This window comes from Streptosporangium sp. NPDC049376 (assembly GCF_044466505.1).
Lineage (GTDB): Bacteria > Actinomycetota > Actinomycetes > Streptosporangiales > Streptosporangiaceae > Streptosporangium.
The window spans coordinates 38,801-51,490 of sequence record NZ_JBITMT010000025.1; the positions used below are offsets into that span (position 1 = coordinate 38,801).

General features: G+C 70.2%; 9 protein-coding genes. All 9 read right to left on the reverse strand.

The genetic code is table 11. From position 1 onward, the window contains the following. Positions 1 to 21: 21 nt before the first annotated feature. The 9 genes from ACIBVQ_RS36130 to ligA all read right to left on the reverse strand — a co-directional run bounded on the left by ACIBVQ_RS36130 (position 22) and on the right by ligA (position 12,690). A complete protein-coding gene (locus tag ACIBVQ_RS36130) occupies positions 22 to 2,127 on the reverse strand; it encodes a VanW family protein (protein ID WP_399183146.1) in 2,106 nt (701 codons plus the stop codon). 240 nt (positions 2,128 to 2,367) lie between these two features. Then, on the reverse strand, positions 2,368 to 2,736 hold the full coding sequence (locus ACIBVQ_RS36135) for an SH3 domain-containing protein (protein ID WP_399183148.1): 369 nt from the start codon (positions 2,734 to 2,736) through the stop codon (positions 2,368 to 2,370). A gap of 198 nt (positions 2,737 to 2,934) precedes the next feature. Then, entirely contained in the window at positions 2,935 to 4,440 is a 1,506-nt protein-coding gene (gene gatB / locus ACIBVQ_RS36140; RefSeq protein WP_399183150.1) for an Asp-tRNA(Asn)/Glu-tRNA(Gln) amidotransferase subunit GatB, read from the reverse strand. A gap of 171 nt (positions 4,441 to 4,611) precedes the next feature. After that, complete coding sequence (locus tag ACIBVQ_RS36145) at positions 4,612 to 5,178, reverse strand: hypothetical protein (protein ID WP_352010220.1); 567 nt, start codon at positions 5,176 to 5,178, stop codon at positions 4,612 to 4,614. Next, a complete protein-coding gene (locus ACIBVQ_RS36150) occupies positions 5,175 to 6,263 on the reverse strand; it encodes an AAA family ATPase (protein ID WP_362774204.1) in 1,089 nt (362 codons plus the stop codon). Before ACIBVQ_RS36150 ends, ACIBVQ_RS36145 begins: the two co-directional genes overlap by 4 nt. Positions 6,264 to 6,305: 42 nt before the next feature. Further along, on the reverse strand, positions 6,306 to 7,796 hold the full coding sequence (gene gatA, locus ACIBVQ_RS36155; RefSeq protein WP_352010218.1) for an Asp-tRNA(Asn)/Glu-tRNA(Gln) amidotransferase subunit GatA: 1,491 nt from the start codon (positions 7,794 to 7,796) through the stop codon (positions 6,306 to 6,308). Beyond that, positions 7,793 to 8,092: an Asp-tRNA(Asn)/Glu-tRNA(Gln) amidotransferase subunit GatC gene (gene gatC / locus ACIBVQ_RS36160; RefSeq protein WP_352010217.1), complete on the reverse strand. Its 300-nt coding sequence runs from the start codon at positions 8,090 to 8,092 to the stop codon at positions 7,793 to 7,795. The genes gatA and gatC overlap by 4 nt, the downstream gene beginning before the upstream one ends. Before the next feature lie 177 nt (positions 8,093 to 8,269). Next, complete coding sequence (locus ACIBVQ_RS36165) at positions 8,270 to 10,351, reverse strand: putative bifunctional diguanylate cyclase/phosphodiesterase (protein ID WP_399183153.1); 2,082 nt, start codon at positions 10,349 to 10,351, stop codon at positions 8,270 to 8,272. Between the two features lie 158 nt (positions 10,352 to 10,509). Then, complete coding sequence (gene ligA / locus ACIBVQ_RS36170) at positions 10,510 to 12,690, reverse strand: NAD-dependent DNA ligase LigA (RefSeq protein WP_362909459.1); 2,181 nt, start codon at positions 12,688 to 12,690, stop codon at positions 10,510 to 10,512.

Genomic DNA, 12,690 nt, shown 5'->3' on the forward strand with positions numbered 1-12,690 from the left:
CGGCGCCTTCGGCGCCGCAAATCACTCCGTCTGGGGTGTTCCGCCCGCCACGCACTTCAGGTTTAGTTCGGGGCGGTAGACGGTGGTCTGCTTGACGCGTTTGATCTCTTCGCCGTCTTGTTTGAAGATCCGCCAGACGTCGATCGTGAAGCCCTGCTGGCCTTCCATGGGGATGCAGCCCGGGCCGCTCTCGGTCACGCTCTTGAACGGCGTGAGATTGTAACGTTCCGAGGAGATCGACTCGATGTCGTAGCGCTTGGTGCTCCAGAAGGCGACCGTGACACCGCTCGCGGTGTAGGAGGTCTTCACCAACACGCCGTACTTGGAGTCGTTCCGCCAGCGGAAGTCGGGCTCCGGCCAGGAGACCGTGGACTCACGGCCCGCCGGGTAGCGCGAGATGTAGAACTCGTGTGGCACGTGCTGGACGTCTTCGAGGCCGCCGAAGAACACCGCGTTGTACATGGTCGTGACGAACTGGGAGATGCCCCCGCCGACCGAGTCGATCAGCCTGCCTCCCTGGATCATCGGCGCCGGGACGAACCCCCGGGCCGTGTCGCGTTCGCCGATGACGCCGTTGAGGGAGAAGGTCTCGCCGGGTTTGACGATGTAGCCGTCCATGATCTTGGCCAGGGTCCTGATGTTGGTCACCCTGGGCGGGCAGCAGACGTACGGGGTGGTGAACTCGCTGATCTTCTCCTTGATGCCGAGGGCACGCGCCTGAGCCTCGGAGAGTCTCGGTTCGACGGTCGTGAGCGTGACCTGGACGCTCCGTTCGCCGCCCTTGGCGAGCATGGCGGCCATGTCGTCGGCGAGCTTTCCGGTGTCGACACCCTGCCCCTTGTGCCCGGGGACCAGCTTCGGCTTTTCGCCGACGATCTCGAAGGTGGGCTCCCTGGGGGCCAGGCCGGGGTCGACGAGACCGTTCTCCAGGTCGGCGACGGCGCCCTTGGCGTCGAAGACGGGACGCATCTCACCTTCCGGGCCGGGCTCGTAGGACAGGTGGGCGGCGAGGGTCTCGACCGTCATTCGCACCTGTTTGTCCCCGCGGACCAGGGTCACCGGGCCGGAGAGCGCCTTGGTCGCCGCGGTCTTGGCCTGTTCGACCGCCTCGGGGGTGGCCTTCGGCTTGATCACCGAGACGGGCAGGTCGACGGCTCCGGGCGAGCCGAGGAAGGCCTTCGCGATGACGTCCGCCGCCGCCTCCTGTTCCAGCTTGCGGCCGTCCCTGGGGGCCACGACCACGGGCCGGGTGCCCTTGAAGGTGACCTCGCCGTCCCTGACCTTGAGGTCGATCCTTCTCGCCAGTCCCTTGACGGCGTTCTTCATGAGTTCGGGGTCGACGGAGATCTTGGGGTTCAGGTCGTTGGTCCCGGTGAGGGCCCGCCAGACCTCTCCCGGCGAGGGGAAGTCGCTCGGCGCCTGGTCGATCGTCGCGACGACGTCGAACTCCAGCCCGGCCTCCTCGGGGTCGAGGGTGTACTCCTTGCCCGCGGCTCGCAGGGTCATCGCGCTGGTGGCGGGGGCGGCGAGTTTGTCCCTGAGCCGTTCGGCGGCCTCGGTGGCGGTCAGCCCGCCGATGTCGACGCCCCGGACGTTGGTGCCGGGCAGCATCTTGCCCGCCATGACGATCGCGGGGATGCCGTAGGCGAGGCAGCCGAGCACCAGCAGGAGCAGCAGGGCCAGCAGCAGCCCGCGTCCGCCACGGCGTGCGGGTGTCCTCTCGGTGCGGGGTGACCCTCCCCGGGGAGGTCCCGCGTCACCGGGTGCGGGCTCCTGACGCGACGGGGCGGCCTTGTCCTGGGGGGCCGCCATCCGCCAGGGCTCCGGTTTGGGGGCGGGCGGCGGCAGGCCGGGCGAACCGGGGGATCCCGGTGCGCCGGGGTTCATGGGGCCCTGCTGTCCACCGGCGCCGCGCGGGCCGGGAGAACCGGTAGGACCGAGCAGGCCGGGCGAACCGGTGGGGCCGAAGATGTCGGGGGAGACGCCGGGGGGCAGCTTCGAACGCCCCTTGGGCCTGTTTCCCGGCGGCTGGGCGGGGTCACGGGCGCCCGGGGGAACGGGATGCGAGGGCAGGGGCACCGCCGCGAACGGGTCGGTCGGCGGATCTGTCGACGCTCCGTTCCGCACTTCCTCAGGCTCCTCCTGCTTCGTGACCTCTGCTTCCGGCAACCCTAAACCACAACCGTCCGCGGGCACCCTTGGTGAGGGGTAACAAATCACCTCGGCATGGCGGGTTTGCGGCATGGTTCGTGCTTCGCAAGGGCCCTTTCCCGCCTTTTCCGGCACCGTCGGAGTGGTTTTCCGCGCCCCGAGCCGGGCCCGCCGTACGGGGCCTGGAGATGAGTCCGTACGGCGGACCGGCCTCTGTCAGGCGCCGAGCGCGTCGACGGCCGTCCGCGAGAAACGCACTCCGTCCTCGGTGGCGAAGTATGAGCAGGAGGCCCATCCGACGGTTCCCGCGGGTAGTCCCGAGGCCGACCTTCCGCCGAGTCTGAACTGGCACCAGGTGCCCGAACTGACGCTGAGGATCTGTCCGTAATCCCCGTAGTAGAGGTAGCCGACCACCCAGCTTCCGCCGGGGGTCGATCTCAGCCGGACGCCGTTGGCGATCACCATGGCGTCGATCGCCCGGGCGCTCGTGACGGCGGAAACGGCGGCCTGCGCCGGGGTGACGACGGCCGACGTCCCGCAGACGGCGGCCGAGAGCACGGCGAGGAGCGCCAGTTGTCTCTTCATGGAATTCTCCGATCTCGGGCTGTGCGGCACCAGAGAGAAGGGGGAGATTAATGTGATTACTGTGCAAGAAGTTAACAACCCCAGTCAATGCACATTTAGTGGGAGAAAGTGATTTCCAGATAACAAAAAGGCCCCACCAAATCGGTGGGGCCTTTCGTCGGCCGAAGCCGGCCGAAACCTGACTGCCTCCGGCAGGGACTACTCGGAGACGCCGAGCTTCTCCAGCAGGAGTTCACGGGCGCGGGCCGCGTCCGCCTTGCCCCTGCTGGCCTTCATGACGCCGCCGACCAGGGCGCCGACCGCGGCGATCTTGCCGGAGCGGACCTTCTCCGCGGCGGCGGCGTTGTCCGCCAGCACCTGGTCGATGATCGCCGAAAGCTCACCCTCGTCGTTGACGATCTGCAGGCCGCGCGCGGCGACCACCTCGTCGGGGGAACCCTCGCCGTTCAGCACGCCTTCGAGCACCTGGCGGGCCAGCTTGTCGTTCAGCGCTCCCCCGGCGACCATCGCGCACACCCTGGCGATCTGGTCGGGGGTGATCGCCAGCTCACCGAGCGGGACGCCCGCCTCGTTGGCCCTGCGGGCCAGCTCGCCCATCCACCACTTGCGGGCGTCGGCGGGCGGGGCCCCGGAGGCGACGGTCGCCTCGACCAGGTCGATGGCGTCGATGTTGTGCATGGACTCCATGTCCAGGTCGGACACGCCCCACTCCCGCTGGAGCCGCAGGCGCCGTACGCGCGGCAGCTCGGGCAGCGCGGCCTTCAGCTCGGTGACCCACGCGGGGTCCGGCGCGATCGGCACCAGGTCGGGCTCGGGGAAGTAGCGGTAGTCCTGCGCCTCCTCCTTCGAACGCCCCGAGGTGGTGGTGCCGGTGTCCTCGTGGAAGTGCCGGGTCTCCTGGATGATCACGCCGCCGTCGGCAAGGATCGCGGCCTGACGGGAGATCTCACCGCGGACCGAACGCTCGACGCTGCGCAGCGAGTTGACGTTCTTGGTCTCGGTACGGGTGCCCCACTCGGTCGCGCCACGCGGCATGAGGGAGACGTTCACGTCGCACCGCATGGAGCCCTCCTCCATGCGCACGTCGGAGACGCCGAGCGCGCGCATGACCTCGCGCAGTTCGGTGGCGTAGGCGCGGGCGACCTCGGGGGCGAGCCGGTCGGTGCCCGGGATCGGCTTGGTGACGATCTCGACCAGCGGGATGCCCGCGCGGTTGTAGTCGACGATCGAGTAGTCGGCGCCGTGGATGCGCCCGGTGGCGCCGCCCACGTGGGTGGACTTGCCGGTGTCCTCCTCCAGGTGGACCCGCTCGATCTCGATCCGCACGGTCTTGCCGTCCACCTCGACGTCGAGGTAGCCGTCGAAGCAGAGCGGCTCGTCGTACTGGCTGATCTGGTAGTTCTTCGGCATGTCCGGATAGAAGTAGTTCTTCCGGGCGAAGCGGCACCACTCGGCGATGGAGCAGTTGAGCGCAAGGCCGATGCGGATCGTCGACTCGATCGCGGCGGCGTTGGCCGTCGGCAGCGCCCCGGGCAGCGCCAGGCAGACCGGGCACACCTGGGTGTTGGGCGGGGCGCCGAACGTGGTCGGGCAACCGCAGAACATCTTCGAGGCCGTGCCCAGCTCGACGTGCGTCTCCAGGCCCAGCACCGGTTCGAAGCGCTCAAGCGCCTCGTCGTACGGCATCAGCGTTTCCGTGCTCATCGGTTGTTCACCAATCCTCGTTGACTGGGCGGGAGACTCGCACCTCGCGCGCCGCTCCGCCCGCTGCGTCGGGCTCTCGCGCGCTCATCGGTCGATCACCCTCCTCGTTCACTCCGCGGAGCGCCCGCGTCCTGCGCGCCGCTCCGCCCGCTGTGCCGGGACTCCTCCCGCTCACAGGTAACCAAGTCCTTTCAGTGCGTTCCTCGTCTCGGCGACCCAGTCGGCGTATCCGGGGACCTGGGCCAGCACGGCGAGGTCCATGTTGCGCCCTGCGTACTGGAGGTAGTCGCCGATCGGCTTGCCCCGCTGAGGAACGGTCGCGGCCAGCACGGCCTCCGGGTCGGTGATCCTGTCCGCGTCACGGGGACGGGCGGGGAGCAGGCCGAGGTCGCTGCCCTCAAGCCGGGCCCACATCGCCCGGTCGGCCAGCAGCCACCGCTCCGTCTCCCCCAGGCCGATGACGGGCACCAGGTAGTGCGAGTGGTAGCGGACGCCGTCGCCCTTGCCGCGCTCACGCTCACTCTCGTGGGTGAACAGCAGGTGGCAGTCGGCGGCGAGCTCCTCAAGCGCCGTGACCACGCCCTCCCTGCCGGAGGAGACGACCTCCGTGGCCCCGACGTCCACCGTGTGCGGGGACATCCAGGTCAGCTCACGCAGCTGGCGGGAGATCACGATGCCGAGGAAGCCCTCCTCGACCTCTCCCCTGGCGATCAGGCCGGGTACCAGCGGACGGCTCATGCCGCCGTCCCGAGGTATTTGCCGACCTGCCGTGGCGAGACGAACGTGCCCGGCTCGCCGTCCGGCTGGACGGACTTGGCCACGGTCACCCGGGAGACCCGGTCCCTGTCGGGATCGACGCGGACCGCGGTGTCCAGGAAGGTCAGCGCGTCCGGGTCGGCCCGGTAGGTCTCGGCGACCACCACCGGCGATTGGGTGGTGAGGATCACCTGCCGGTGCGGCTCCACGCCCCCCGGCCGGGTGATCCGCTGCCTGACCCGCCGCAGCAGCTCGCCGAGCCGCGTCGGGTGCACGCCGTTCTCGATCTCCTCGACCAGCAGGGTGCCCGGGTGGTCGGGGTCGTGCAGGGCGGCCAGCAGACCCAGGACGCGCAGGGTCCCGTCGGACAGCAGGGGCGTCGGGACGCTTCCCTGGCCGTCGACGACCAGTTCGAAGGAGCACTCCTCCCGCTCGGTCCTGGGCACCAGCGCGACCACGTCGGGCACGATTCCCGCGAGGTCGGCCGTCAGGTCGGCGAGCGCCGCCGTACCGGCCATCCGCCCGAGCACCGCCGCGAGGTTGCGGCCGTCCGCGGCCAGCGGCCCGCGGTCCTCGGCGGACCAGCGCCCGCGCATGACCCGCGGTTCCGGCACGTAGCGCCGCCACGTGGTGACCGTACGGCGGGGCGTCTCCTCGGGCTCGGGGTCCTCGACCATGAGCTCCAGGAGTTCCTCCGGCAGGTCGCTGGCCACGTGGCTGACGACGACCCCGCTCGACCTCGGGATCTTCAGGACCATCTCCGCGCCCGCGTCGAACCTGACCGGCAGCAGGGCTCCTGGCTCGGGGGTGACCAGGGTCTCGACGGAGACGACGAACCCCGGCACGGGCGTCCCCCGCGCGACCCGGTGGAACTGCTCGGCGGGCAGGCCCCTGGAGGCGCCCAGCAGACCGCCCTGGCCGGTGACCTCGGCGGCCACGAAGTCCAGGGCGTCGAACAGGTTCGACTTGCCACTGGAGTTCGGGCCGACCAGCACCAGGAAGGGCGGCACGTCGAGGACGAAGTTCAAGAATGACTTGAACCCGTCTATCTCGATCCGAGTGATCATGCCGCCTTTCCCCCTGTTTTCCTTTCTCGCCTTACCCGTGCCCTAGAGCACCGGGGCCTTGGACAGCAGGCTGCCGCCCCAACGGCCCTCCAGCGCCCTCTCCACCGCGGCGCCGACCCGGTAGCAGCGGTCGTCGCCGAGCACCGGGGCCATGATCTGCAGGCCGACGGGCAGCCCGTCCTCGTCCGCCAGGCCGCACGGCACCGAGATGGCCGCGTTGCCCGCCAGGTTGGTCGGGATGGTGCACAGGTCGGCGAGGTACATCGCCATGGGGTCGTCCGCGCGCTCGCCGATCGGGAACGCCGTGGTCGGCGTGGTCGGCGAGACCAGCACGTCCACCTGGTTGAAGGCCGCCTCGAAGTCGCGGGCGATCAGCGTGCGGACCTTCTGCGCCTGGCCGTAGTAGGCGTCGTAGTAGCCGCTGGACAGGGCGTAGGTGCCCAGGATGATGCGCCGCTTGACCTCGGGACCGAACCCGGCGGCCCTGGTCAGCGCCATGACCTCCTCGGCGCTGCGCGTGCCGTCGTCACCGACGCGCAGGCCGTACCGCATGGCGTCGAAGCGGGCCAGGTTGGAGGAGGCCTCGGACGGCGCGATCAGGTAGTAGGCCGGCAGCGCCGTGGTGAACGACGGGCAGGAGACCTCGACGACCTTGGCGCCGAGTGATTCGAGCAGTTCGACGCTCTCGTGGAAGCGGGCGAGCACCCCGGGCTGGTAGCCGTCGCCGCCGAACTCCCTGACCACGCCGATGCGCAGCCCCGCGACGTCGCCGTTGCGCGCCGCCTCGACGACGGAGGGCACCGGAGCGTCCACGGAGGTGGAGTCCATCGGGTCGTGCCCGGAGAAGGCCTCGTGCAGCAGCGCGGCGTCCAGCACGTTACGGGCGAAGGGGCCGGGAGTGTCCAGGGAGCTGGCGAAGGCGATCAGCCCGTAACGGGACGAGCCACCGTAGGTCGGCTTCATGCCGACGATGCCGGTGACGGCCGCGGGCTGGCGGATCGAGCCACCGGTGTCGGTGCCGGTGGACAGCGGGGCCTCGTAGGCGGCGACCGCGGCCGAGGAACCACCCGAGGAACCACCCGGGATGCGCGACAGGTCCCACGGGTTACGGGTCGGCCCGTAGGCCGAGTTCTCCGTGGAGGAGCCCATCGCGAACTCGTCGAGGTTGGTCTTGCCGAGGATCACCAGGCCCGCCTCACGCAGCCGCCTGGTCACGGTCGCGTCGTACGGCGGGCGGTACCCCTCAAGGATCTTGGAACCGGCCGTCGTCGGCATGTCCGTGGTCGTGAAGACGTCCTTGTGCGCGATCGGCACACCCGCGAGCGGGCCGAGCCGCTCCCCGGCGGCCCGGCGGGCGTCGACGGCGCGGGCCTGCGCGAGCGTCGTCTCCGCGTCGACGTGCAGGAAGGCGTTGACCTTCGGCTCCACCTCGGCGATCCGGTCGAGGTGGGCCTGGGCGACCTCGACGGCCGAGACCTCGCCGCCGGCGACCAGCGCGCCGAGTTCGGCGGCTGAGGTGTGGACGAGGCTCATGCTTCCTCCCCGAGGATGCGCGGAACACGGAAGCGGTCGTCCTCGACGGCCGGGGCGGCGGCCAGCGCCTCCTGCGGCGTCAGGCCGGGCCGTACCTCGTCTGGGCGGTAGACGTTGGTGAGCGGAAGCGCGTGCGAGGACGGCGGGATGTCGTCGGCCGCCACCTCGGCGACGCGGGCGACCGCACCGATGATCACATCGAGCTGCGCGGCGAAGTGGTCGAGTTCCTCGTCGGCCAGCGCCAGCCGGGACAGCCTGGCGAGGTGAGCGACCTCGTCGCGGGTTATGGCGGACATGAGTCGTTGAACCCGTTTCGTGAATGGCAATTGGACACTGTCATCCTAGGGCTCGTGACCTGACGTACCTGACCCAATAACGCGCGCCCTCCCTTCCGGCGTCTCCACGGGCCCCCGCGTCACCGGGCGGCCGTCACCGAACCGCCCGGGAGCGCGCGTGCCGGCCTTCGCCGGGGATCAGGCCGTCTGGGGGTCGAGAACCTCGCTTCCGCGCAGGAATCCGAGGTCGGGCACGGCCCTGTCCCGGTGCTCGCTCAGCCAGACGGTCGCGTCGGCGGCGGACATGGGCTCGGTGAAGAGCCGTCCCTGGGCCAGTTCGCAGCCCATTTCGGCCAGGCGGGCGGCCACCTCGTCCGACTCGACGCCCTCGGCGACCGAGCGCAGCCCCAGCGAGCGGACCAGGTCGATGATGGAGCGGACGATCCGCTCGTCGTCCACGGACTCGCCGAGCCTCCTGACGAACGAGGCGTCGATCTTGACCTCGGAGACCGGCAGGCGCTGCAGGCGCACCAGTGAGGAGTAGCCGGTGCCGAAGTCGTCCAGTGCGAGCTGCACCCCGAGCGCGTTCAGGGCGCGGACGGCGTCGGCGGTGTAGGCCTGGTCGGTCATCAGGACGCGCTCGGTCACCTCCAGCTGGATCGCCTCCGGCGGCAGGTGGTACTGCGCGAGCCCGGCCCCCAGCAGGTCGGGAAGGGTCGAGTCGAGCAGGTCACGGGCGGAGACGTTGACGGAGATCTGCTCGTTGAGCCCGATCCGCCACCAGTGCGCGGCCTGTTCGAGCGCCTCGTCGATGACGTACTGGGTGAGGTGCCGGATGAGGTAGGACTGCTCCGCCATCGGCACGAACTCCCCCGGCGAGATCATCCCGCGCTCGGGGTGGCGCCACCGCAGCAGCGCCTCGACCCCGCGCACCTGGCCGCTGGCCAGCTCCAGCTTGGGCTGGTAGTGAAGACGCAGTTCACGGCGGTCGATGGCCCTGCGCAGGTCGCCCATGAGGTTGAGCCGCTCGGGGCTGTTGCGGTCCTTCTCCGCGACGTAGACCTCGACGCCGGTGCGCGCCTCCTTCGCGAGGTACATCGCCACGTCGGAACGCTGCATCAGCATCTCGAAGTCGGGGGCGTGGTCGGGGTAGAGGGCGATGCCGACCGAGGCGTCCAGGTCGAAGGTCATGCCCTCCAGCCTGACCGGTTCGGTGAGGGCGACCCGCAGCCGCGCGGCCACCTCCCTGGCCGCCGCCGCGTCCCTGATCGAGGGCAGCAGCACCGCGAACTCGTCGCCGCCGAGCCTGGTCACCACGTCGCCCGGCCGTACGCTGTGGGTGAGCCGGTGCGCCACGATCTGCAGCAGCCGGTCGCCGACCGGGTGGCCGAGGGTGTCGTTGACCTCCTTGAACCGGTCGAGGTCCAGCAGGAAGAGCCCGACCTTCTCCCCGGCCCTCGCCTCGGCGATGGCCTCCTCGCTGCGGCCGACGAGCATCTTGCGGTTGGGCAGGCCGGTCAGCCCGTCGTGGGTGGCCTGGTGGTCGCGCCGTACGGAAAGGGTCGCGGTGAAGTAGACGGCGGCCATCGGCGCGAGGAAGAGCGGCACCAGCGCCGGGGAGTCGTTCATCACGACCACGACCAGCGGGGACAGGCCGAGCAGGCCCGCGTAGACCAGGCTCTGGTGGCCGATCGTTGTCTTGATCACCCGGTGCAGGGAGCGCCGTTCGTGCAGCGCGACCGCGCCGGAGACCAGCAGCGCCCTGACCGAGAAGTAGGCGAGCCCGGCCAGGGCGATCGCGAGCAGGTCACGCCCGTCGGGCACCCAGGAGATCGCCGGGGCCGCGTGGCGGCAGAGCACGGCGAGCACGGCCCCCGCGGCCGTGAGGGCCAGTGTCGTCTGGGCGATGTTGAACATGACCCGGTGCCACGCCTTACGGGTGACGGCGCTGTTGACGACGATGGCGACCGCCTGCGTCAGCACCGCCACCGGCAGCCCGTAGTGGAGCAGGGCCGCGAAGGTGAACATCGTCGACGGGTAGGTGCCCCCGACCGTCATCGACGACGACAGCATCACCGGCCGCAGTTCGCCCAGGACGACCAGGACGGCCAGCATCCAGAACATCGGGCTGCGCGCGAGCCCCGCCAGTTGCGCGGGGCCGGTCAGCCACTGGGCCAGCAGGAGAGCCGTGAACCCGAGCGTGATGACGGTGGTGAGATAGGCCCACAGCGGTGAGCCCGCACGCGGACCTGTGTCGCGTGTGTCATTTGGGTCGGCCATGAGTAACAAAACCCCCATTAGTTCACTATGGGAGAGTACGGCCTCTGGGCCACTTCGCGGAACCAATTGCGCACGTTCCGTCACCGGCCATTCGAAGCACCCGTCACGGAACGGCCCCCCGCTCGTCGTTTCCCCTGGTCGGCCTCTCGCCCCCGTGGTCACTCCTCCGGCGTCACCGCCACCGCGGCAGCCGCCTCCGGCCCCTCCTCCAGCAGGACCCGCAAGCCATCCTCGTCGAGAATCGGCACTTTGAGCTTGACGGCCTTGTCATATTTGGAGCCTGCGTTCTCCCCAACGACCACGAAAGAGGTCTTTTTAGACACCGAACCGGACACCTTTCCGCCCCTGGCTGAAAGGGCCGCGCCCGCCTCGTCACGGGTGAAGGCCGCCAGCGTCCCGGTCACCACGAACGTCAGGCCTTCGAGCGTCCGCGGAAGCAGGTCGGCGGGAGGCTCGTCCTCCATGCGGACCCCGGCCTGCCTCCAGCGGGTCACGATCTCCTTGTGCCAGTCGACCTGGAACCAGTCGTGGATCGCCGCCGCCACCCGGGGGCCGACCCCCTCGACGGCGGCCAGCTCCTCCTCGGTCGCCCGCTCGATCGCGTCGATCGAACGGAACTCGGCGGCGACGGCCTGCGCGGTGGGCGGGCCGACGTGCCGGATCGAGAGCGCGACCAGCACCCGCCAGACGGGCTGGTCCTTCGCCCGCTCCAGCTCCTCCAGCATCTTCTCGGCGTTCTTGCTCGGCTCGCCGCTCTGGTTGGCGAAGAAGGTGACGACCCTGGGCTCACCGGTCTCCGGGTCGGTCTTGGGAAGGCCGGTGTCGGGATCGCGGACGACGGACCTGATCGGCAGCAGCCGCTCGACGGTCAGGTCGAACAGGTCGGCCTCGGTGCGCACCGGCGGCTCCTGGGGCGGCAGCGGCTGGGTGAGCGCGGTCGCCGCGACGTAGCCGAGCCCCTCGATGTCGAAGGCCCTGCGCCCGGCGGCGAAGAAGATGCGCTCACGCAGCTGGGCCGGGCACGCCCTGGTGTTGGGGCAGCGCAGGTCGGCGTCGCCCTCCTTCTCGTAGGCCAGCTCCGTGCCGCACTCCGGGCAGTGCGTCGGCATCGTGAACTCGCGTTCGGTGCCGTCGCGCAGGTCGGCGACGGGGCCGACGATCTCCGGGATGACGTCGCCCGCCTTGCGCAGCACCACGGTGTCGCCGATGCGCACGCCCTTGCGCGCGACCTCGGAGCCGTTGTGCAGGGTCGCCCGCTCGACCGTCGAGCCCGCGACCACGATCGGCTCCATGACGCCGTACGGCGTGACCCGGCCCGTGCGGCCGACCCCGACCTGGATGTCCAGGAGCTTGGTGTTGACCTCCTCCGGGGGGTATTTGTAGGCGATGGCCCAGCGGGGCGCCCTGCTGGTCGAGCCCAGGTTGCGCTGGATCTCGATGCGGTCGATCTTCACCACGACGCCGTCGATCTCGTAGACCGGGTCGTGGCGGTGCTCGCGGTAGAACTCGATGAAGGCGTTGATGCCGTCGAGGTCGTCCACGACCTTGTAGAGGTCGCTGACCGGCAGGCCCAGCGCCCTGAGCCGCTCGTAGACCGCCGACTGGGTCGGGGGCAGGGGCTCGCCCTCCCATTTGCCGACACCGTGGACGATCATGTGCAGTGGTCGCTGCGCGGTGATCCTGGGGTCCTTCTGCCGCAGCGAGCCCGCCGCGGAGTTGCGGGGGTTGGCGAAGGGGGGCTTGCCCGCCTCGACCAGCTGCTCGTTGAGCTTCCTGAAGCCCTCGACGGGCATGTAGACCTCGCCCCTGACCTCGACGAGGTCGGGCACGTCCGGGCCGGTGAGCCGCTGGGGGACGTCGGCGATCGTGCGCACGTTCGCCGTGACGTCGTCGCCGACGCGGCCGTCGCCCCTGGTCGCGGCCCGCACCAGGCGGCCCTTCTCGTAGACCAGCGCGATGGCCAGGCCGTCGATCTTCAGCTCGCACAGGTAGGGCGCGGTCTCGCGCTCGGCGAGCCGTTCCGCCCTGACCTGCCAGGAGAGCAGGTCGTCGGCGTTGAAGGCGTTGTCCAGGCTCTCCATCCGCTGCAGGTGGGCGACCGCCGTGAAGTCGCTGGAGATCGGCGCGCCGACCTTCTGCGTCGGGGAGTCCGGCGTGCGCAGGGCCGGATGCTCCTCCTCAAGGGCGCGCAGCTCGCGCATCCACGCGTCGTACTGGGCGTCGCTCGCGGTCGGTGAGTCGAGCACGTAGTAACGCCAGTTGGCCTCGTCGGCCAGCTCGGCCAGCTCCGCGTGCCGTTCAAGCGCCGCAACCGGCACACCCTCGACCTCAGCGCCCAT